A 22062-nucleotide genomic window follows, 5' to 3' on the forward strand; every position below is an offset into this window, starting at 1 on the left:
CCATAGAGCGTTGGAACCACCTGATCCCATCCCGAACTCAGTAGTGAAACGACGCATCGCCGATGGTAGTGTGGAGTTTCTCCATGTGAGAGTAGGTCATCGTCAAGCTCCTATCCCAAGACCCCTGGTCAGCTTCGCTGGCCGGGGGTTTTGCTTTTGCTCGCGGGAAAGTCTGGTTCGCCTGCGTTGGCACGGCCGCTCGGTTTCCAGAGTTTTCGAGATAATTTCCGGGCACCGAATCGGAGGTTGTGTCGTCTACAATAGCGACAAATTTTCCCTGAGTGCCTACATGCCCGAAGTCGAAGGACATGCCTTGCAGGATCTGCCTCTGGAGGAGCTGACGGCTTGCCACGAGTGCGACCTGCTGATGCGCCGCGAGCCTGTTCCGTCAGGGCATCGCTCCGTTTGCCCGCGCTGCGGCTATGAGCTGGAGATCCATCGTCCCCATATGATCCGGCGTGCGCTGGCCCTGGTGCTGACGGCGCTGTTGCTCTATATCCCGGCGAATTTCCTGCCGATCATGCACATCACCATTCTTGGCCAGACCAGCATGGACACGGTATGGAGCGGCGTAATCGGTCTGTACGAGTCCGATATGAAGGGCGTCGCGGTCCTGGTCTTCCTGTGCAGCATGGTGATCCCTCTGGCCAAGTTGCTGTGCCAGCTGTTTGTCCTGCTGACCATACGTTTCAAGGTCTGGCGCGACCAGGGGATGTTGTTGCTCCGCGGTTACCAGCACCTGCGCGAGTGGGGCATGCTGGAGGTTTACCTGATGGGGATCATCGTTGCCATCGTCAAGCTGATCGACATGGCCGAGTTGCATGTCAGTGTCGGCCTGGCTTGCTTCATCGGGCTGCTGTTCACCCAGGTGTGGCTCGAAGTGACCATGTCCCATCATCAGGTCTGGGGTGAACTGTCCGGGGAGTTCGATGATGCGAGCCATTGATGCCGATATTCTGGTTTGTGGCGAATGCCATCAGCTCAATCGCCGTGAAGTGGATGACGAGACCCATTGCAGCCGCTGCGGTGCGCTGGTGCATGAGCGACGCCCGAACAGCCTGACACGCACCTGGGCCTTGCTGATCACCGCCGCGGTGCTCTACATCCCGGCCAACCTGCTGCCGATCATGACGGTCAACTTCCTCGGCAACGGTATGCCCGCCACCATCATGGAAGGCGTGGTGGAGCTGATCAATGCGGACATGCTGCCGGTCGCGGCGGTGGTGTTCATCGCCAGCATCCTGGTGCCGACGTTCAAGCTGGTGGGCATTGCGCTGCTGCTCTACTCGGTGCAGCGACACCAGCCGATGTCCGCCAAGCAACGCATCATCATGTATCGCTTCATTGAGTGGATCGGCCGTTGGTCGATGCTCGACATCTTCGTCATCGCGATCCTGGTGACGTTGGTGAACTTCGGCAATCTGGCGAGCATCGAGGCGAACCTCGGTGCAGCCGCCTTTGCCTGCGTGGTGGTCCTCACCATGCTGGCGGCAGTGACTTTCGATCCCCGGCTGATCTGGGATAACACGGACGCGGAAAACGACGATGAGTGATCTCCCCAAACCCAAGATGCGCAAGACCACCAACTGGTCGGCAATCTGGATCCTGCCATTGATCGCGCTGGCGATCGGTGCCTGGCTGGCCTGGCGTGCATACGACCAGGCGGGGATCGTGATCAACATCCAGTTCGAGAGCGGCGAGGGGATCCAGGCCAACAAGACCGAGGTGATCTTCAAGGGGATCGGCGTCGGCAAGGTGGTCGACCTTCACGTCAACCAGCCCACCCTTGGCGTCACGGCAACCGTGGAGATGCGCAAGGAGGCTGCCGAGTACCTCAGCAAGGGAACGCGTTTCTGGCTGGTCAAGCCGCGCGTCTCGATAGCCGGCGTCACCGGGCTGGAGACCCTGGTATCGGGCAACTACATCGCCATCGACCCGGTGAAGGGCGAACAGCAGAAGGACTTCACCGCGCTGAAAGAGCCGCCGCCGTTGTCCGACTCCCTGCCGGGCCTGCACCTGACCTTGAAGGCCGAGCGCCTCGGTTCGCTGGAGCAGGGGAGCCCGATCTACTACCGGCAGATCCAGGTTGGCCAGGTGAAGAGCTACCGCCTGGCGGAGGACCAGAAGACCATCGAGGTGAAGGTCCACATCGAGCCGGCCTATGCCAACCTGGTGCGCAAGCACACACGTTTCTGGAACGCCAGCGGCATCACCCTGTCCGGCAGCCTCAGCGGCCTGAAGCTGCGTACCGAGTCGCTGGCGAGCATCGCGGCCGGCGGTATCGCCTTCTCGACGCCTGACAATTACCCGGACAGCCCGCCCACCGACCCGACCAAACCGTTCCGCCTGTATGAGGACTTCGACGCGGCTCAGGCCGGCCTCAGCGTCAAGGTGAAGGTCAGCGACGTCAGCGGCCTGACCCCGGGCAGTACGCCGGTGATGTACAACGGCGTGCAGGTCGGCACGGTGAAGAGCATCGACATGGACAAGGATTTCAATGGCGCCACCGCCACCTTGTCCATGGACCCGCGCACCGAGGACTTCCTCAACAGCAAGACCGAGTTCTGGATGGTCAAGCCGAGCATTTCGCTGGCGGGCATCACCGGGCTGGAGGCGCTGGTGAAGGGCAACTACCTGAGTGTGCGATTCGCCAGTGGCGGCGATCCGACCCGTGACTTCGTCATCCGCCCGAAGGCGCCCCCGTTGAATCTCGACTCGCCGGGCCTGCACCTGGTACTGACCACGGATCAACTGGGTTCGCTGGAGGTCGGTACACCGATCCTCTACCGCCAGATGAAAGTGGGCAGCGTGCAGAGTTACCAGCTCTCCCGCCGTGACCCCTCGCGGCTGATCATCGGTGTCCATATCGAGCCGGAGTACGCCAAGCTGGTGAACACCTCGTCGCGCTTCTGGAACATCAGTGGCGTCACCATCAGTGGCGGTCTGGACGGGATCAAGCTGAAGAGCGAGTCGCTGCAGACGCTGATCGCTGGCGGCATCGCCTTCGATACCCCGGACCCGAAGGCTGCGCCGGTGACCAAGGTGCGCCGCTTTGCGCTGTACGACAGCGAGGACGATGCGCACCTCAAGGGCCAGATCATCGACCTGCGCGCCGATACCGCGGATGGTCTGAAGGAAGGCACCGTCCTGCGTTACAAGGGCCTGGAGGTCGGTCGCGTCGAGCAGGTCGATCTGAGCAAGGATCTGCAGTCCGTGCAACTGAAGGCGCGCCTCACCCGGGGAGCGGATCGCATCGCTCGGCAAGGCACACGCTTCTGGGTAGTGGGCCCGCAGGTCGGTCTTTCCGGCGTATCCAACCTGAGCACCATCGTCAGTGGCCAGTACATCGAAGTGTTGCCGGCGCCCAAGACCGGCCAGGCGCAGACCAGCTTCAGCCTGCTGGGCGGCGAACCCAACCGCCTCCTGGATGCTGACGGCCTGCGCCTGACCCTGAGTGCGTCTCGACGGGGTTCGCTCAAGGCCGGGGTTCCGGTGACTTACCGCGAGGTGCAGGTCGGGAAGGTTACTTCGTTCGAGCTGGGCGAGACGGCGGACCGCGTGCTGGTCCACATTCTCATCGAGCCACGTTATGCGGCGCTGGTGCGGACGGGCAGCCGCTTCTGGAATACCAGTGGCGTCGGTGTCGACGCAGGTTTGTTCAAGGGAGTGAAGCTGCGCACGGAGTCGATGGAAACCATCCTCTCCGGCGGCGTGGCCTTCGCGACACCGAACAACGACGAAATGGGTTCGCCGGCCAAACCCGGGCAGACCTTTGCGTTGTTCGACGAGTACGACGAGAAGTGGCTGGACTGGGCGCCGAAGATTCCGCTGGGGAAGGCGAACTGAGTTTCAGACGTACAGGAAAAGGGCCGCATCAGCGGCCCTTTTCATTCTACGCGTGCGGTGGATGCACGAGCAGCATTTGCAGGGTGGCTTGGTGCGCACCGGTACCCATCAGCATCGTCGCTGGAGGCATGGGTATCGGATAGGCTTCGGCGTTATGCGGTTCGCGAGCAAGCTCGCTCCCACAAGTGCAGGGCCACGCAGAGTCGGAAAGGAAAAAGCCCCGCATGGCGGGGCTTTTTCGTTAACGCTGCGAGAGCATCACGCCGGTTCGGCGCTGGCTTCCACGTCGTTGTGCGCAGCCTTTTCTGTGTCGCGCCGGCGGATGTACTTCCAGTCCGCCTCGTCGATGTAGATACCGTTGGGACCGCTGCCGCCCTCCAGGTCGATGGCCACCTGCGCCGACACCTGGGGCTTCACGCTCGCCAGGATCGGCACGAAGCCCAGTTGCAGGCTGGTCTCCAGCAGCGCCGACTGGTTGCGTTCGTCGATGTCCGCCGCCTCGTCGAGGTAGTAGGGCAGGCGCACGCGGCCGGCCTGCTCGCGGTCCATCAGGTGCAGCAACAGGTACATGTTGGTCAGCGCCTTGATGGTCATGGTGGTGCCGTTGGACGCGGCGCCGTCGATATCGGTGTGCATGATCGGCTGGCCGCCCAGCTTGGTGATCTCGAACGCCAGCTCGAACAGGTCCTTCAGGCCCAGTTGGTTGTTGTTCGCCGCCACCAGGCGCGACAGGTAGTCCTTGGCTTCCTCGTTCTTCGCATCCTGCTCGGCGCTCTGGGTCAGGTCGAAGACGGAGAGGTTCTCGCCCTCTTCGTACTGGCCGGCGCTGTGGATGATCTGGTCGATGTGCTTGAGCGCGTCCTTGTTGGGCGCCAGCACGATGCGGAAGCTTTGCAGGTTGGATACCTGGCGCTTGTTGATCTCGCGGTTGAACAGCGCCAGTTGGTGTTCCAGGTTGTCGTAGTCGCTGCGGATATTGCGCAGGGTACGGGCGATGTCAGTGACGGCTGCACGGCGCGCCTTGGCCAGGGTCATGGCTTCGTCGGTGCGGTGTGCGTAAGCGTTGATCAGCAGTTGCAGGCGACGCTCCGGATCATCCTCGCTATCGAACTTGGCCACGCCCTTGAGGCGCACCTGGGCGTACAGCGCCTCGATCTGACCGTCCACGCGCTGCAGCGATTGCCAGGTGTCCTGATAGTCGTTGAGCAGCGGCAGTAGGTTGTCCATGGAGTCGTCGACCGGGTCCATGAACGGGATGCCGAAGGGCAGGTTGGCCGGCAGCAGCTGGCGACGGCGCAGGGCGTCGTCGAGGGTGCGTTGCTTGGCTTCCATGTCGGCCAGTTGGCGGCCGATCAACTGCAGCTTGGCGGAGAGCTGCTGGACGCGTTCGGTGAAGGCGTCGGCGGAGCGCTTGAGCTCGTCCTGGGTGGCTTCCAGCTGGGCGAGCTGCTCCAGCTTGGCCGGCTCTTCGGCGTTGAGCGTCTGGCTGCGACGGAAGTCTTCCAGCGCCTTCTGCGCATCGAGCACGTCCTGATAGAACTTGTCCGCTTGCGCTTTGCTGGCGTTGCGGTCGGCGGCCACGGCCTGCTGGGTCTTGAGCTGCTTGAGCTCCTTCTCCAGGCGCTCCTTCTGGTCGCGCAGCGCGGCGCGGTCGGCCAGGGCCTGCAGGGCCGGCGGCTCGATGGTTGAAATGTCGATGGAGAGGCCGGGCACTTCGAAGCGCTCGCCCTTGAAGGCATCGAGGATCTTCTCGACGCTGCCGACCCACTGGCCGGCTTCGTCGAGGTCTACGCCTTTTTCGCCCAGCGGCAGGCTGAACAGCGCGCCGTTGAACAGACGCATCAGACGCTCCACGTCCTGCTGGGAGAATTCCTCGCGCAGGCGGGCATAGCTGTTGTTGTCGGCGTGCTCGAGTTGCTGGCGAACGCCCTTCAGGCGTTTTTCCAGATCGCGCATGCGTTCTTCCAGGTCTTCGCTGGAGAACTGCCGGGAGTGCGCCAGGGCGCCGGCCAGTTCGTCGTGAGCGTCCTTGGCGGCGAGCAGTTGCTGCTCCAGGACCTTGACGTCATCGACCAGCGCGAAGCGGTTCTTCAGCACGGCGAGTTCGCCCATCCAGCGCTGGATCTCGCTGATCTCGCGCTCCAGGCGCATCAGCTCGGCGGTGCTGCCGCGCTGCTCGTTCTGCAGGCCGTCCTGCTCGCGCTTGTAGTGCTCGGCCTGGATGACCAGCTCTTCCTTGCGCGCGCCGGAATAGTCTTCCCAGGTGCCCAGCAGGTTATCCAGCAGCGGCGAGAGGCGGTGCATCTTGCCGCGCAGCAGTTCGCGCTGCTGCACGCCGTTGGCCAGGGCCTCGACCAGCGGGCCGGCGGCGACCAGGGCCTGGTAGTCACCTTCCATGCGGCGTACGTCGCGGAAGGCTTCCTCGCAGGCGGCGATGTAGTCGACGCTGCCCGAACGCAGGCTGTGCTCGAAGGCATCGAGGAACAGCTGCTTGAGCTTGGCCGCGGTGATCTCGCGCATGTGCAGCAGGTTGATGAACAGCGAGCGGAAGGTCTTCAGGCTCTGTTCGCTGGTGGAGCGCAGCGGGATCAGGGTCAGGTCCAGCGGGATCGAGGTGTGGCCGCCGACCAGCAGGCGACGCAGCTCGTCGGGCTTCAGTTCATAGGACTTGATGCCCTCGCGCTCAAGGTTGGCATACAGCTCGCGCAGGCGCAGGCAGGTGCCGTTCTTCTGGTAGTGCTCCAGGTCCAGCTCGCCCTGGTAGGCGAAGAACTGGTGGCCGAAGCCGCCGCCTGGACCGCGGCCGCCGACGCCGATCACATGGCGGCCGTTGGGCAGGTCCAGCTCGATGAGGATGTAGCTGGTGTCGGTGGCGAAGTAGAACTTGCGCGAGGCTTCCAGGCTGTACTTGCCGAAGCTCATGTCGGACATGCGCGCGAGGATCGGGAACTGCAGCGCGTTGATCGACGCCGACTTGCCGAGGTTGTTCGCGCCGTACACCGACAGTGGCTGTTCCAGCGGGAAGATGCCGAGGCTGTAGCCGGCGGTGTTGAGCAGGGCGAAGCGGCGGATGCCGTAGCGTTCCTGGGTCATGCCTGGGCCTCCTGTTCTTCGGCGATGGCGCGGGCGAGGGCGTCTTCTTCGCTCTCTTCTTCCGCGACGGCAGCGGGTTCGTCGATCACCACGATGGCGTCTTCGCTGTCTTCCAGCGGTTCGTCGGCGTAGGACTCGAGGATCACCACCGGCTCGTCGTCTTCTTCCATCAGCGCGGGCGCGGTGAACTGCATTTCGCTGGCGTACAGGTTGCTGGCCAGGTCGCGGTCCTGCTGGACCGACAGGCAGACGTCGAGGAAGCGGTGGATGGGCGGCAGGAAGCGGTACACGCCGTTGTCCTCGGCGGCGAAGCCAAGCTGGGTGAGGCGACGCATGACCTTCTCTTCCAGTTCTTCCTGGGTGGTCACCTCGGCCTGCAGGAACAGGTCGCGGTACTTCTCCAGCAGCGGCGGCAGTTCGTCGCGGCCGATGCTGCCGCCGTCGAGGACGGCCAGCGGGTCGCGGCCCTGGTCGGCGAGGTGTTCGACCAGGATGAAGGTGAACAGTGCCAGGCGCTGGGCGGTCTTGTTCACCTGGGCGCCGGTCTGCTCGGGAACGAAGTAGTAGAAGCCGCGGGTATCGCAGACCAGCTCGTAGCCCAGGCTGCGGAACAGCGCGCGGTAGGCGTCCTGCTGGTTGGACAGCTGGCTGTACAGCTCCGGATCACGGCGGCTGATGTGGAAGCCCTTGAACAGCTCGCGGAAGATCGGCGCGAGCTGGGTCATTTCGGTGAGATTAATCTGCATGCGATTCGCTCTTGCTGTCCTTGCCAGCGGTCGGGCCGGCGATCAGGGCGAAGGAGCACAGGCTGACGCTGTGCTGGAGAGTGTCGTATTGGGCCCGCTCAAGGCGGTCGCGCTGGAAGCGGGCATCGCGCGACAGGCGCGAGAACCAGTAGAGCAGTTCGTCGGTGGCGCCTTCGGGTTCCTGCTCCAGCAGCCATTGCATCAGGTCCGGCAGGGGCAGCGCGGCCTGGCAGCGGTCGAGCATTTCCCGCGCGGTGCGCGGCGAACGCTGCGGGCCGTCGTTCTTGCGATTGCCGCTGGCCTTGGGGAAGTGCGCCGGCTTGGGCTGGAAGTTGGCGAGGGCGAAGACGTAGCTCTCGACCTGCGAGGCGGTGCCCAGGAAGTTGCTCTGTGGCCGGGTGAACATCGGCATCGCCGCCTGCGGCACTGCGTCGATGCCCTTGCGCCGGATGACTGACAGCGCCAGGGCTGCGCCGCGGGTGATCGCGTTATGCCGGCGCGCTTCCTCGCGCAGCGGCAGCAGCAGTTCGCGGGCGCGGCGCAGGGTGAGCTGGGCAGTGGTCTGCATCTCCAGGATACGCGCGTGGGTGCGCAGCAACTGGTCGTCGTCCACCAGTTGGCCCAGGCGTGCCTGTTCGCTGAGCAGGCGTAGCAGCACCTGTTCCACGCGGTGCACGCCCTGTTCGAAGGCGCCATCGGCGGAGACCAGCTGGATCATCGGTTCGACGTATTCGTCCCAGGTTGCCAGGACTTCGGCATAGCGCTGGCGCAGCGGAATCTGCCGGTCCTGGGTCTTGGCCCGATCGGCCACGGCGACCAGCGCCTGCTCGTCGTTGGCGAGCTTCTTCAGCACGTCGCGCACGCGCATGTCGAGCAGGCGCAGTTGCCGGGCAAGGTCGTTGCCGTCGCGTGCCTCGAAAGCCTCGCGAATGTAGCCGGCGAGGCGCTCGAGGTGGCGCAGGTAGGCTTCGATCTCCAGGCACAGGCCCAGGCGGTGCTCCTGGCGCAGGTAGGCGAGGAAGTCGTGGATCTGCGCGTTCAGCTCGAAGCGGTTGGGGCTCTTGGCCACCGGGACGAGGATGTCCAGGCGGACCCACTGGTCGAGCAGGGCGGTGATGTCCACCGGGGTACTGTCGGGCAACTGGCTGGTGAGCTGGATACGCAGCTCCACCAGGCTCAGGGTGCCGGCGTCGAAGCGCTCGCACAGCGGTTCGAGCAGCACCCAGTGTTCGGCGAGGGCGCGGAGTACGCGTCGTGGGTCGATCATCGGCTTGGTTGGGCCCGGAATGAACAAAGGGAGCGATTGTACTGCAAAGGTCCCCCCCTGGCCGACAGGGTGACGAAACGCGTCAGTTTGCGACCGCGACAGCGCCCAAGGTGTGCGCTGGTTCACGGAAAATCAGGGCTAACTCACTGAATTTTCTGGCAAGTTTTTTGCCATAGCCTGTTATCAGAGCCGGGATATCGAAAGGCTGATCGCTGCCATGACCTACGACGCCGCACTTGCCAAAGCCCGCTGGGCCGAACTGGAACGCCAGAACGACCTGGACTGGGACCTGGATGCGATCACCGATCGCAACGAAGCCATCGCATTCCTGCAGCGCTTCGAAAATCGCTTGTGCATCTATTCGTCGTACGTCGAGAAGCTCTACAGCAACTACAGCTTCGTGATCCCGGAGAGCCAGGAGGGTGGCATCACCATCCTCCCGGACGAGCAGGCCTGGTTCGATACCTTCCACGATATTCCGGCCGAGGCGGTGGAGCCCACCGGCATCCATATCCTGCCCGGCGAGACGATGGGTTACAGCGGCCTGTACCTGAAGATTCCGGGCGAGCACCGGCTGGTGGCATCGCGGGAGTTGCCGTTCCAGGATGGCCTGAAGCTGCTGATCAACCGTTACCGCATGCGCGGGGACATCTTCCTGCCGGTACTGGTGAAGGGCGACCTGCGCGAGTATGAGGCGCGCATGCCCTCGCTGCATCTGCACCGCTTGAACACCGCCAAGCTGCAGGCCCAGTCGCGGCTGAACCTGGATGCCATCAAGGGCGCCATCGCCGAGCATCTGATAGGTCTGTTCCGCCATCACTGAGCTTTCGGGCGCCCGAAGCTGTCACCCGGGTGTGACGATGGGTAACAACCTGGCCCGGACTTTCCTTTCCTCGTCTATCGTTCGAGGTGATTTACTCGACTATGGGTCGGCCCGCCGTGGCGGGTGAATTCCTATAGTGGCATCACGGCGCCGAGTCTCGACCTGTTTTCCGGCTCGCCTCGCCCGATGAATAACAACTAGGCGCTCACTCGACGTGCGCCAGGAAAGGAGAGTGCCATGCATCAGTCCTCCGGTCCGCTCATGCGTGCCCTTGCCTTGCTCTGCGGCGGCCTGCTGGCCTTTTCCGCTCAGGCGCGCATGCAGTCGATGGACGATGATGAGCTGTCCGCCATCTCCGGCCAGGGCGCGATGCTCACCGTCGACGCTTCCACCTACCAGAACTACCAGTACACCCGGCTCAACTTCGGCGCCGACATCAGCCTGCTGACCAACATCGATCAGTTGAGCCTGGGCAACTACAGCCGCACCGGCTCGACCACCGTCTCCGGCCAGCCGGCGGATATCCTGATCAACAACTTCGCCCTGGGCAGGGTCGACAACGCCAACTCTCCCGACGCCAAGGTGGTGCCGTTCCAGATCCAGGATCCGTACGTCGAGTTCGCCTTCCAGACCAACAACGGTGTGCGCCAACTGGTGGGCGCGCGCGTCGGTTTCGGCAAGGCGCAAGGCGATCTGTCCGGCGACATCCTGTCCCTTACCGGCAACCTGCAGGGGCAGATCTACGGGCCGGCGTCCATCGCCTACGACTATTACACCCGCAACGGCTGCCCGAATCTGATCAACTGCCTGGCGCTGGCCGTGGCCGGGGATACGCCGGTGTACGCCGACGTGGTGCTGCTCAAGGCCGGCACGGGCGAGGCCACCATCAACGGCCAACCGATCAACCGCGCCACGCAGATCGGGATCGCCAAGGGCGACTCGCTGCATTCGGATGCTGGCGGCCTGATTGCCGCGCTGATCCCGACCCTGTCGACCACCAACAATTGCCAGGCGCTGGGCCTGACTACCTGCTTCGACCTGACCAACTACAAGACGATCTATATCGGCAAGCCGGGCTCCACCGACATCAATACTGGCGCCCAGGGCATCTTCTTCTCCCTGCAGAACCAGAACGTGCCTTGGCAGGACCTGGCCAATGCCGGCAACTTCGTCAATACCCAGTCCGGCGCCTTCGCCAACTTCCCCAAAGTGGGCTCCGGCGCGGATTCGGTCTATCCGATCCTGATCAACCTCTACGATGCGTTGCGCGGCCTGCCCCGGCAGTCCACCTGCATGGGCGCGCAAGCGTCAGGTTGCTGAGATGAGGAGTGCTGAGATGAGCTGGCGCGCCGCGTTGTTCGCCTGCCTCGCCGGCTGCCTGGTCAGCCTCCCGGCGTTGGGCATGAAGGCCCTGGATGATGAGCAACTGGAAGAAGTCAGTGGCGCCGGCCTGGGCTTCTTCATCGACGGCTTCAGCTACGACCAGGCGACCGCCACCTCGAAGATAACCGGCGTCAAGAACAGCGCCAACCAGGACGTCCAGGTCGATATCACCGGCGCCTACATCAAGGGCGCCGGCAGCCAGCGCGGCACGCTGGACACCAAGGCCTACCTGGGCACGCCCATGCACCCCTTCACCCTCGGGCCGATCAAGTACAAGGCCGGGCTGAACATCCCGGCCAACCAGGAAGCGCTGCAACTGATGACGCCGACCTGGACCGACCCGATCAACGACACCCACAAGTTCGGCCTGTGGTCGTACTACCAGGGCTGCCTGTATGGCGACGCCGGTTGCACCAACCCGGCCCAGGCGACCAACAAAGTCAATGCCGAGCTGAGCGCGCTGAAGACCCAGCGCGACACGCTGCTCACCACGTATTCGAACAACATGGTAACGCTCAAGAGCGGCATCGACGCCGACATGGTGGTGGTCAACCAGCGGGAGACCCAGGTCGATGCGGCCCAGGCGGTGCAGAAGACCAACTACAACACCATGAACACTCGTTACACCTCGGCGCCTGCCCAGGTCTGCGGGCTCTGGTGCGTGGACCGCCCGGCGCTGGGGACGAAGTACGACTGCGGCATCCTCGCCGCCTGCAACAACAACACCGCGGTGAAGAACTACAACGCCTCGGTGGACACCTACAACACCAGCACCAGCGACCTCACGGCTGCCCAGCAGAACCTCAGCGCCGCCTGGAACGTCAGCCGCAACGGCGTCACCCTGAGCCAGCGCGCCAGCGACTACGACAAGTTCGTCCAGCTCTGCGGCGCCCAAGGCGGCAGCGCCACCACCTGCGTCAGCGGCACCATTACGCGCACCGAGAAGAACGTCTCCACGGTGCAACTGGTGGCCGGCGCCATGCAGAGCTCCTCCGGCACCCGCATCCAGGGACTGGATATCGGCATCGCCACCAAGTTCACCCTGCCCAGTACGGCCTACAACAGCAACGGATCGGCTGGCGCAACCACCTCGCGTACGGACTTCTTCTCCATCGCCCTGGAGAACTTCACTCTCAACGGCTCCTACCTCAACCTGTGGGGCGACGCCGCCGGGCTCAAGGCCTCCATGAGCCTGCAGATGTATGCCGACAAACTGATCATCGCCGGCTGCGAGAACTGCGCCGACAGCAACAAGGTGGTGGCCAAGAATGTCTACTTCGACCTCAACCTGGGCGACGCCAATTACCAGCCGGCAACGCTCTCCGTGGCCAGCAACGGTGACCTGGTGCTCAGTGCGCCGGGCGTTACCTGGGCCAACCACGAGGCCTTCTACCAGAACGTTCAGAAGAGCAATATCAGCATCGGAAACCTGAACATCAGCGGCACCGATGTCGGTTCCCAGGCCATTCGCGGCCTGCGTATCGACTACTTGAATGTCCGCACCGTGAACCTGCCGCGCTAGCGCAAGAGGAGACTCGCCGTGAACAGCGCACGACTTCCGCTTCTGGCAACGCTGCTGCTGGCCGCCACCACAGCCCACAGCGAGATGCGCGGCCTGGACGACAGCGAAATGGCCGATGTCAGCGGCCAGGACGGCGTCAGCCTGAGTGTCAACTTCAATCTTGCCGCCAACACCGCCGATACCCGCTGCACCGGTGGCTGCGGTGCGCGCCTGGCGATCCAGCCGCTCAACAGCACCGGCTATATCGTGCTGGACAACATCAAGGGCACCTTCAGTTTCGACGGCATGTCCATCGACATGGTGACCATCAACAATGGCTTCAACGGTGACGGCGCGCTGTTCAACCGCCAGGCCATGAAGATCGGCCTGACCAACGCCAGCGCCACCAACCTGCAGTTCACCCTGGGCGGCGCCAACCAGGGCAAGGTTTCCGGCAGTGGCCTGCAGCAGACCAACCTGCTCACCTACCAGGCTACCGGCGCGGTCAAGCTCACCGGCAACGTCTACGTCTTCGGCACTCCGTAAGCGAAACGCACGGGCTCTCCGCCCGCCGGCCTTTCCCCCCAGCGCGTTTCACGCGACAATCCCGCCTCGTCGTGTCGGCCTGCTCGCGCAGGCACCACCCACAGGTAAACGCCCCTTGATCGAAGAAGCCCGTCGCCGTGCCTACCTTGGCGCCATGCAGGTCGCCAGTTGGCTGCCGCGCGTGGTACTGCCGTTCGCCGCTCCGTCGCGCCCGGAGTTGCTGGAAACGCCTGCGCCCGTCGTAGCCGAGCCGATTGCTCCTGCGTCCGTTGCGGTGGCTCGCGAGGCCGTCGCCCCGGTTGCCGCCCCCGCGCCTGCTGCACCGGCAATGCCTGCAGAACCCGGCTCGATCGCTGCGCGCCTGCTGCCCAAGGTCGGCGCTGCGGCCAAGCCGGCTGGCGCGGTCAAGGCCGAAGATCCGGCCGAGGCGGAAGCCGAACCGGCTGTCCGCGCGCCGATCGCGCCGCCGCCACGCTTCGCCCTGCAACTGCTGCGTGCCGGCGAATGCACCGTGCTGGTCGAACTGCCCACCGGCGAGCCGCTGGCCAGCCGCGACCCGGCCTACCTGCTGCTCAAGGACCTGCTGCGCGCCGCCGGCCTGCCGGACAGCCCGCAACTGATGGGCGAGCCGGTACGCTGGCCGCTGTTCTCCCGCGGCAACATGGACCAGGGCCCGCAAGCCGCCCGCGAGTTCGTCCAGGGTTTCGTCGCCGCGCGGCTGGAGGAGGGCGCCCCGTGTTCCTGCCTGTGGCTGGTCGGCATGCCCGCCGTGCGCTTCGCCGGCGAGGGCGATGAAGAGTCCCTGCTGCGCGAGCTGCAGGTCGAAGGCCTGGGTGTGGCCTGGGCACTGCCGGGCCTGGAGCGCCTGGCCGAAGAACCCACTTTGAAAGCCGACCTCTGGCGCGCCATGCGCCGAGTGCGGCAACGCTGGATGAGTCAGGCACCTGCATGAGCGACGCTGTTTCTTTCCGCCCGATGACCGAGGCGGACCTCGATGCCGTACTCAAGATCGAATACGCCGCCTTCAGCCACCCCTGGACGCGCGGCACCTTCGCCGATGGGCTGAAAAGCTATGAATGCTGGGTGATGTTCGAAGGTTCCCAGCAGGTCGGCCACGGCGTGATCCAGCTGATCCTCGATGAAGCGCACCTGCTCAACATCACCGTCAAGCCGGAGAGCCAGGGCCGCGGCCTGGGGCTGGCGCTGCTGGAACACCTGATGAAGCGCGCCCACGAGCGGGGCGGAGTGGAATGCTTTCTCGAAGTCCGCGCCTCCAATGGCCCTGCCTATCGCCTTTACGAGCGCTACGGCTTCAATGAAATCGGTCGTCGCCGCGATTACTACCCGGCAGTCGGCGGCCGTGAAGACGCGCTGGTGATGGCCTGCACGCTGGTCGACTGAGCGCCCACCACGCGGGCTTCTTTGCACTGACCAGGACGCAGGATGGGGGGGCGCGAAGCGACACTTATCAATCGGTGCGCCTGTGGCATGGGTATCGCTCTGCGCCACCCATCCTACGAGAACTTCCCCGACTCCCCGCGACCCCGCACGCCGGAATCCAGGAGTGCCTGGGAGCGGACTCTGTCCGCGATCATCTCCCCGCCGCACTGTTCGTTCCGACCCGTCCAGATCACTTCCATTCCGGGATAGCCCAAGCTAGAGCCCTCGACATTTCATCCCCCGCAAAGCCTGGAAATTTCCCACGATTCGGGTTTCTCCGAGGGCGATTCCTGGCTTACGCTTAAGCCCAATAACAACAAGAACATAGGGTCGCAGACATGAATCGCAGCGATGTGATCGTGGTGGGCGCCGGTATTTCGGGGCTGACCGCAGCCTGGCGTCTGGCGCAAGCCGGGCAACGGGTCAAAGTGATCGAAGCGAACAAGCGCGTCGGTGGGCGCACCCTCAACCATCGCTTCGCCAGCGGCGAGGTGGTCGAGGTGGGCGGCCAGTGGGTCGGCCCTACCCAGGAACGCATCCTTTCCCTGCTGGCCGAACTCGGCCTGTCGACCTATCCGCAATGGAACCAGGGCGACAACCTCACCCTCTTCGGGAACCGCCTGCGGCCCTATCGCGGCGCTATTCCGAAGCTTCCTCCCCATGTTCTGCTCGATGTCCTTCAGGCTCATGTACGCCTGGACCGCATGGCACGGGAAATCCCCCTGAGCGACCCCAGCCTGCACCCCAAGGCCGAGCTCTGGGACAGCCTCACCTTCGCCGAATGGCTGCGGCGCAACGTGCGCACGGCCACCGGGCGCAAGGTCTTCGAGCTGATGAGCGGCGCCGTGCTTGCCGCCAGCCCCCATGACCTCTCGTTCCTCCATGTGCTGTTCTACATCCACAGCGGCACCAACCTGGATACCCTGCTGGGCGTCGAGGGCGGCGCCCAACAGGACCGCATCCACGGAGGCTCCCAGCGGATCAGCGAAACACTCGGCGAGCGTATCGCAGACGTCATCACCGGCGAGCCGGTGCGCACCGTGCGGCAGAACGGCAGCAGCGTCGAGCTGATCACCGACCGCGGTACGCACCAGGCCGCCCGTGTCATCTTCGCCGTGCCGCCCACCCAACTGCTGCGGATCACCCAGGAGCCGCTGCTGCCCAGCTGGCGCGACCAGTTGCTGCAACGCCTGCCGCAGGGCTCGGTGATCAAGTGCATGGCGCTCTATGACACCCCGTTCTGGCGCGACAAGGGCCTCTCCGGCCAGGCCACTAGCGAGATCGGCCCGGTCCGCCTGACCTTCGACAATAGCGTCCCCGACTCCGGACGCGGCGTGCTGCTGGGCTTTATCGAAGGCGACGAAGCGCGCCAGTGGACCGCCCGCCTCGCCGACGAGCGCCGCGGCCAGGTGCTGGAGTGCTTCGCCCGCTACTTCGGCGAGCAGGCGCTCCAGCCGAAGGATTACGTGGACAAATCCTGGGCCGAGGAACCCTTCGCCCGGGGCTGTTATGCCGCCCTGTTCCCGCCGGGACTGTGGAGCAGCGGCGCGGCGCGCCTGCGCGAACCCTACGGGCGTTTGCACTTCGCCGGCACAGAAACGGCGACGCGCTGGATGGGATATTTCGACGGAGCCGTAGAGGCCGGGGAGCGTGCGGCGCGGGAAGTGCTGGGCGCGCGGGAAGATCACGGGGAGGAAGACTATGTGCGACACCTTGGTATTGCGTAGCGGCGGTGCCACCTGGTTCGCCAAGAACAGCGACCGCGAGCCTGCCGAAACGCAACGCCTGATCCGCCTGCCTGCTGTGAGCGGCGACAGCGCGGCCAAGGTGCGCACCACCTATCTGGATATCCCCCAGACCTCCCATCGCCATGGCGTCATCCTCAGCCAGCCGGCCTGGCTGTGGGGCGCCGAGATGGGCGTCAACGACAAGGGCGTGGCCATCGGCAACGAAGCCGTGTTCACCAGACTGACTCAGCGCGACGGCGAAGCCCTGCTCGGCATGGACCTGCTGCGCCTTGGGCTGGAGCGCGGCAGCAGCGCCCGCGAGGCGTTGTCGGTGATCACCGGACTGCTGGAGCGCCATGGGCAGGGAGGCCCTGCCGGCTATCGCAACAAGCGCATGCGCTACGACAACAGCTACCTGATCGCCGACCGCGACGAAGCCTGGGTGCTGGAAACCGCCGGGCGCCTGTGGGCGGCGAAGAAGGTCGAGCGCTGGGCGATCTCCAATGCCCTGAGCCTCGGCCACGAGTACGATCTCGCCAGCCCTGACCTGGAAACCCAGGCGCGCCGCTTCGGCTGCTGGAATGGCCGCGGCGATTTCCACTTCGCCCGCGCCTTTGATGGCCGCGTGCTGCCCTGGGTTGCCGGTGCCCACCAGCGCCGCCAGCTCAACGAAGACTTTCTCGCCCACTGCCCGGCGAAGGTCGACTGGCTGGCGCTGGTCGTCGCTCTGCGCAGCCACGGTCACCGCGGGCATCGCTTCGACCTGCACGACAACCGGCAGATCTGCCTGCACGCCGGCAGCTTCTGGCGCCCCTCGCAGACCACCGCCAGCCTCATCGCCCGGCTCGACGGTGAATCTCCGCGCCTGGCCGCCACCGGCACATCTGCACCCTGCCTGTCCATGTTCCAGCCGCTGGGTTTCGAAGAGCGCGCCGGGGAAGGTCTGCTCAGTCTCGAAACCGACGCCGTGGAGGACTCGCTGTGGTGGCGCTTCGAGACTGTGCACCAGCGCGCCCTGGCCGATCCCGGTTTCGCCGATGCCTTGCGCGCCGGCCACGGCTGGCTGGAAACCGAGTTGCTCAGTGCCCTGGATCGGCGCACGCTGGACTGGCCGCGCCTCGCCGCCGAAGGTCAGGCCTGGCATGACGCCTGGTACCAGCTGGCGCTGCAGCAGGCGCCGCGTCCACCGCGCTGGTGGCGGCTCAACGCCGTGCACTGATGCCGCTTGTCAGTCACGCCCGCGCTGCGTAAGGTGCCGCCAGCCAATGATGAGGAGCCGGACATGAGCGATCTGCAGGAACTGTTCGACAACAACGCCCGCTGGGCCGAAGCCATCAAGGAGGAGGACCCCGAGTTCTTCGCCAAACTGGCCCGCCAGCAGACTCCCGAATACCTGTGGATCGGCTGCTCCGATGCACGCGTGCCGTCGAACCAGATCGTCGGCCTGCTGCCGGGCGACCTGTTCGTCCATCGCAACGTCGCCAACGTCGTACTGCACACCGACCTCAACTGCCTGTCGGTCATCCAGTTCGCCGTCGACGTGCTCAAGGTCAAGCACATCCTGGTCACCGGTCATTATGGTTGCGGCGGCGTGCGCGCCGCGCTGCAGCACACCCAGCTCGGCCTGATCGACGGCTGGCTGCGCACCATCCGCGACCTCGCCTACGAATACCGCGACCACCTCGGCCAGTTCGAGAAGGAAGAAGAGCGCGTCGACCGTCTCTGCGAGCTCAACGTCATCCAGCAGGTGGCCAACGTCAGCCACACCAGCATCGTCCAGAACGCCTGGCACCGTGGCCAGAAGCTCTCCGTGCACGGCTGCATCTACGGGATCAAGGACGGTATCTGGAAGGACCTCAACGTCACCGTCAGCGGTCTCGACCAACTGCCGCCGCAATACCGCCTGCGCCCGCTCGGCCAGTCTTGAGCCGACGTCTTTGCGTCATCCCCGGTGACGGCATCGGCCGCGAGGTCGTGCCCGTCGCCATGGAAGTCCTGCACCGCCTGCTGCCCGATCTGCAGATAGAAGAGGCCGAAGCCGGCTGGGACTGCTTCCAGCGCCACGGCACTTCGGTGCCCGACACTACCTATGACCGCCTGCGCGCCTGCGGCGCCGGATTGTTCGGCGCCGTTTCCTCGCCCAGCCACAAGGTCGAAGGCTACCGCAGCGCCATCCTCAGCCTGCGCCAGACGCTGGCGCTGAACCTCAATCTGCGCCCCGTACGCTCGCGCCCAGTCGTCTCGCCGCGCGCAGGCATCGACTTGCTGGTCCTGCGGGAGAACAGCGAAGGCCTCTACAGCGGCCGTGAGCACTGGGAGGCGGAAGGCGTCGCCATCGCCGAACGAGTCATCAGCCGCACCGCCTGCGAACGCCTCGCCGCTGGCGCCGCGGAGCTTGCTCGCCTGCGCCACGCACGGCGCATCACCCTCGTGCACAAGGCCAACGTCCTGCCGCTCACCTGCGGCCTATTCCGCGATACCTGCCGCGACCGGTTGGCCGAAGATGGCTGGAGCGACCTACTCGACGAACGCCTGGTCGATGTAGCCGCCCTGCAACTGGTCGAACGCCCGGAGTCTTTCGACCTCATCGTCACCACCAACCTCTTCGGCGACATCCTCTCCGACCTCGCCAGCCACTGGGGCGGCGGCCTGGGCCTTGCACCTTCGCTCAATCTTGGCGCCGGCATCGCCCTGGCCGAACCCGTCCACGGCAGCGCCCCGGACATCACCGGCACTGGCCGCGCCAACCCGCTCGCGGCCATCCTCAGTGCCGGCATGTTGCTGCGACATTACTGGCAGTTACCGGAACTGGCTGATCGCATCGATGACGCGGTGGATGCATTCCTGCGGGAGGAGGGGAAGGTGGACTTCGGGATCGAAACGACGCGGGTGATTGGGCAGGGTGTGTTGGAGCGGTTGGGCTGATTGAGCGATCTTGCCGGTCGCGGTGACCCTCGCTGACTATCGGCCCGAACTACGCTGAAAGCACCACTCTCCTGAGGTGCGCTGCATGTGCGGACGCTACGTCAGTCCTGAAGAGGCCGCCATCGAGCGCTACTGGCACATCGGTGCGCGCACACCGCCGCGCTGGTTGGAGGCCTGCTACAACGTCGCCCCGACCATGACCGTCCCCATCCTGCGCCACAACGAAAGCGGCCAACTCGAACTGCTGCCTGCCCGCTGGGGCCTGATCCCCAACTGGTGGAAGGACTCCATTCCGCCACGCTTCTCCTTCAACGCCCGCAGCGAAGAAGCTGCAGGCAAACCCCTCTGGCGGCACGCCCTGCGCAGCACTCGCTGCCTGATGCCCGCGCTGGGCTGGTATGAGTGGAACGAGAAGGAAAATCTGCGCAACCCGGCGGGCCGGCAAGTCCACCAGCCTTACTTCATCCACAGCGACACCGACCCCATCATCGCCATCGCGGGCCTCTGGTCCCTGTGGATGAGCCCCAATGGCGAACCGGTCCTCTCCTGCGCCCTACTCACCAAATCCGCTGCGCCGAGCATCGAAAACATCCACCATCGCATGCCTGTGGTGCTGGCGCCGGAAAGCTTCGAGGAATGGCTGTCTACTGCCACTCGTATCGAGGCGGTGGACGACCTGATTCGTCACGCGCGGGAGGACTTTGCGGGACGCCGGGTTTCGTTGCGGGTAAATGACACGCGGAATGATGGGGATGGCTTGCTGGCCGAAGCTGAGTAGTCGGGGAAAGAATGACTTTTCGCAGACAAAGAAAAAGGGGTTTAGCTTTCGCTAAACCCCTTCTTTTATATGGTGGCTACACCGGGACTTGAACCTGGGACATCAGCATTATGAATGCTGCGCTCTAACCGACTGAGCTATGTAGCCGAGTGGCGCGCATTTTCCGCAGATCGAGAGGGGGTGTCAACCCCTTTTCTTGAATATTGTTCTGTTCTATCAATCGTTTAGCCGGGAGTCGTAGTTTTCTCGATGAGCGGTGCGGTAGGGCGATCATGCAGAAACCCCAGGTGGGTGGCAGGGGACTTTCGAGCTCGGCTGGTGCTCAGTGGCTGAGCGATCTGGCAGCAGTTGAGCCGCCAGATCGCCGGCCGGGGGCACGTCTTTCCTATGGGGGCGGGCTGTCTCGGAAATGGTAGCGGCGGGAAAGCCTCGCTCAAGAAGCAAGCGCTGCGACTGACTCCTTGCTGCCTGGAGCTGCCTCTGACGAGGTGAAGCGACGTCCGAACTTGATCATGGGTTTCTCGACTGCAATGTGCGTGACCCATGCCGTGGTGACTGTAACAAGCAGGGCGCCAGTTAGCATGAGGATATAGTTGTCGAAGTGAGTTCGAATCAGTGCCATGGTGGCTAGACCTAGCGCGGTATGGAATAAGTACATTGGATAAACCAGGTCTGCCAGCCAGCTTATGAACTTTGGCGTGCGGGATAGAAGTTTTAGCTTTCCGAGAAGCATAAGCGCGGCGAATATTCCAACAGCCAGCAGGTGTGTGCCGATGTTTTCATATGTCCCGGAGCTTCCTACATTTTGTTTGTAGAACTGAAAGCCAAGGTAGGAAATAACCGTGGTATTGAAGACAAGTGTCAACTTCTTGGCTATGGTGTTCTCATTTTCAGCCAAGAAAAACCCAATTCCAATAGTGATAAATAAGATGAAGAGTGCATTCTTTGCGAGTACTCCGCTGTAGTAGCCCTTGTAGGCGGCGCTGATTATGATGCATGCGAGCAATACCGATTGAAGAAGAATCAGCTTTAATGTGCTGAATTTTCCAATTAGGGCGGTGATCAAATAGAACAGCACCTCGATAACCAGTGTCCAGAGAACGCCCATGACTGGCGGGACGGCGAATATGTAGTAAGTCAGGGTCCAGCTTGCAAGGTAGCTAGGAAGTCCGTAGTTGATATTCTGCGTCAGCCACAAGTAGCAACCGATGATCAAGGTGGAAGCTATCAGCAGAGGGAAGATTCGGAATAATCTATTGATCAAGAAATTTTGACGAGAGTATCGCTCCATCATGGCAGGCATCAGATAGCCCGTTACCATGAAGAATAATGCGACGCCAACAATCGCCGATTGTGTCGAGAATGTATTGATCAAGAATATGTCGAAGTTCAGGAAGGCGATCTGTGGACCGTTCATCAGGGGAAGAGCTGTCTCGGGTGATATTATTCCGGGGATTGTTGGCGCAAAGCCTCCTACGCTCGCGAAATGCCCGTATATAACGAGAAAGATTGACAGCAATCGGACGATGTCTAGCCAGGCAAGACTGTGTGAGAGGATGTTCTTCTGCATGTTATTTATTTTCATCAATTAATTGCTTGTGCTGGCGGCGGGTGGAGCGCCGGAAGACGCACCAGGCTTTTCTACGTTGTTATGGGATGCTTCGAAGCCGGGATTTTCCAATGCCGCTCATTTTCCGGCAAGAAAATTCTGATTCGTAACGGGAAGGCTTGAACTTATAGTCAGATTCGTGTGCCAGCGCTTCAGCCTACGCCTCGACGCCTCGGTTCTTGCAGCCATCTTGGGAGCTACTCCAGCCAGTAAGGCAGGGCTGAAAGGGCGGGCGGGGGCTGGGAAGAGCCTGATGGATTGGGAGAGCGGAGGCTGACTTGGTATCCATGTAAAGGCGATAACCCTACGGGCGCTTATGCGCCAAGGTCTTTGGCTCGGGTGCGGGACTCAAGGGAAAGGACTTGCTCGATCATTCGT

18 protein-coding genes, 1 tRNA gene and 1 rRNA gene are annotated in these 22062 nt (G+C 63.5%); 15 read left to right on the forward strand and 5 right to left on the reverse strand.

Annotated elements, in window-relative coordinates; genetic code table 11:
• The 4 genes from rrf to GJV37_RS00020 form a co-directional block, all read left to right on the forward strand.
• Positions 1–108 (forward strand): 5S ribosomal RNA (rrf, locus tag GJV37_RS00005); the annotation flags it as partial.
• A gap of 181 nt (positions 109–289) precedes the next feature.
• Positions 290–946 carry a paraquat-inducible protein A gene (locus GJV37_RS00010; RefSeq protein WP_024766605.1) on the forward strand — a complete coding sequence of 219 codons (657 nt, stop codon included), beginning with the start codon at positions 290–292 and terminating at the stop codon, positions 944–946.
• Positions 933–1553, forward strand: coding sequence for a paraquat-inducible protein A (locus GJV37_RS00015; protein WP_024766606.1), 621 nt, complete (start codon positions 933–935; stop codon positions 1551–1553). Before GJV37_RS00010 ends, GJV37_RS00015 begins: the two co-directional genes overlap by 14 nt.
• Entirely contained in the window at positions 1546–3846 is a 2301-nt protein-coding gene (locus GJV37_RS00020) for a PqiB family protein (protein WP_193452054.1), read from the forward strand. Before GJV37_RS00015 ends, GJV37_RS00020 begins: the two co-directional genes overlap by 8 nt.
• A gap of 258 nt (positions 3847–4104) precedes the next feature.
• On the opposite strand, the gene mksF is transcribed toward GJV37_RS00020, so the two are convergent.
• Genes mksF through mksB form a run of 3 tightly spaced genes read right to left on the reverse strand, consistent with a single transcriptional unit; the run spans position 4105 to position 8952 of the window.
• Positions 4105–6939: an Mks condensin complex protein MksF gene (gene mksF / locus GJV37_RS00025; protein ID WP_024766608.1), complete on the reverse strand. Its 2835-nt coding sequence runs from the start codon at positions 6937–6939 to the stop codon at positions 4105–4107.
• Entirely contained in the window at positions 6936–7685 is a 750-nt protein-coding gene (gene mksE, locus GJV37_RS00030) for an Mks condensin complex protein MksE (RefSeq protein WP_084358775.1), read from the reverse strand. The genes mksF and mksE overlap by 4 nt, the downstream gene beginning before the upstream one ends.
• Positions 7675–8952, reverse strand: a complete 1278-nt coding sequence (gene mksB, locus GJV37_RS00035; protein ID WP_084358774.1) for an Mks condensin complex protein MksB — start codon at positions 8950–8952, stop codon at positions 7675–7677. The genes mksE and mksB overlap by 11 nt, the downstream gene beginning before the upstream one ends.
• Before the next feature lie 217 nt (positions 8953–9169).
• Here mksB and GJV37_RS00040 point away from each other — a divergent pair, with 217 nt between their 5' ends.
• From GJV37_RS00040 to GJV37_RS00090, 11 genes are all read left to right on the forward strand, one after another.
• Complete coding sequence (locus GJV37_RS00040; protein WP_037011960.1) at positions 9170–9775, forward strand: hypothetical protein; 606 nt, start codon at positions 9170–9172, stop codon at positions 9773–9775.
• Positions 9776–10012: 237 nt separating this feature from the next.
• The gene (locus GJV37_RS00045; RefSeq protein ID WP_065327298.1) at positions 10013–11095 is read left to right on the forward strand and encodes a hypothetical protein; all 1083 of its coding nucleotides are present in this window, start codon (positions 10013–10015) and stop codon (positions 11093–11095) included.
• 16 nt (positions 11096–11111) lie between these two features.
• Entirely contained in the window at positions 11112–12680 is a 1569-nt protein-coding gene (locus tag GJV37_RS00050) for a hypothetical protein (protein ID WP_024766612.1), read from the forward strand.
• Positions 12681–12698: 18 nt separating this feature from the next.
• Positions 12699–13205, forward strand: a complete 507-nt coding sequence (locus GJV37_RS00055; RefSeq protein ID WP_024766613.1) for a DUF6160 family protein — start codon at positions 12699–12701, stop codon at positions 13203–13205.
• 115 nt (positions 13206–13320) lie between these two features.
• Positions 13321–14157, forward strand: coding sequence for a hypothetical protein (locus GJV37_RS00060; protein ID WP_024766614.1), 837 nt, complete (start codon positions 13321–13323; stop codon positions 14155–14157).
• On the forward strand, positions 14154–14606 hold the full coding sequence (rimI, locus tag GJV37_RS00065) for a ribosomal protein S18-alanine N-acetyltransferase (protein WP_024766615.1): 453 nt from the start codon (positions 14154–14156) through the stop codon (positions 14604–14606). The genes GJV37_RS00060 and rimI overlap by 4 nt, the downstream gene beginning before the upstream one ends.
• Before the next feature lie 377 nt (positions 14607–14983).
• The gene (locus GJV37_RS00070) at positions 14984–16372 is read left to right on the forward strand and encodes a flavin monoamine oxidase family protein (protein ID WP_170860192.1); all 1389 of its coding nucleotides are present in this window, start codon (positions 14984–14986) and stop codon (positions 16370–16372) included.
• A complete protein-coding gene (locus tag GJV37_RS00075) occupies positions 16347–17591 on the forward strand; it encodes a C69 family dipeptidase (protein WP_024766617.1) in 1245 nt (414 codons plus the stop codon). The genes GJV37_RS00070 and GJV37_RS00075 overlap by 26 nt, the downstream gene beginning before the upstream one ends.
• A 63-nt stretch (positions 17592–17654) precedes the next feature.
• Positions 17655–18299: a carbonate dehydratase gene (gene can / locus GJV37_RS00080; RefSeq protein ID WP_024766618.1), complete on the forward strand. Its 645-nt coding sequence runs from the start codon at positions 17655–17657 to the stop codon at positions 18297–18299.
• Positions 18296–19297, forward strand: a complete 1002-nt coding sequence (locus GJV37_RS00085) for an isocitrate/isopropylmalate dehydrogenase family protein (RefSeq protein ID WP_170860193.1) — start codon at positions 18296–18298, stop codon at positions 19295–19297. The genes can and GJV37_RS00085 overlap by 4 nt, the downstream gene beginning before the upstream one ends.
• Before the next feature lie 85 nt (positions 19298–19382).
• On the forward strand, positions 19383–20075 hold the full coding sequence (locus tag GJV37_RS00090) for an SOS response-associated peptidase (protein ID WP_170860194.1): 693 nt from the start codon (positions 19383–19385) through the stop codon (positions 20073–20075).
• A gap of 70 nt (positions 20076–20145) precedes the next feature.
• Here the strand turns inward: GJV37_RS00090 and GJV37_RS00095 are convergent.
• Together GJV37_RS00095 and GJV37_RS00100 are read right to left on the reverse strand one after the other, a co-directional pair.
• Positions 20146–20222: transfer RNA gene (locus GJV37_RS00095), tRNA-Met, on the reverse strand.
• 286 nt (positions 20223–20508) lie between these two features.
• On the reverse strand, positions 20509–21645 hold the full coding sequence (locus tag GJV37_RS00100) for an acyltransferase family protein (protein WP_170860195.1): 1137 nt from the start codon (positions 21643–21645) through the stop codon (positions 20509–20511).
• Between the last annotated feature and the right edge of the window lie 417 nt (positions 21646–22062).

Origin of the sequence: Pseudomonas nitroreducens, assembly GCF_010994165.1 — a bacterium.
GTDB classification, from domain to species: Bacteria; Pseudomonadota; Gammaproteobacteria; order Pseudomonadales; family Pseudomonadaceae; genus Pseudomonas; species Pseudomonas nitroreducens.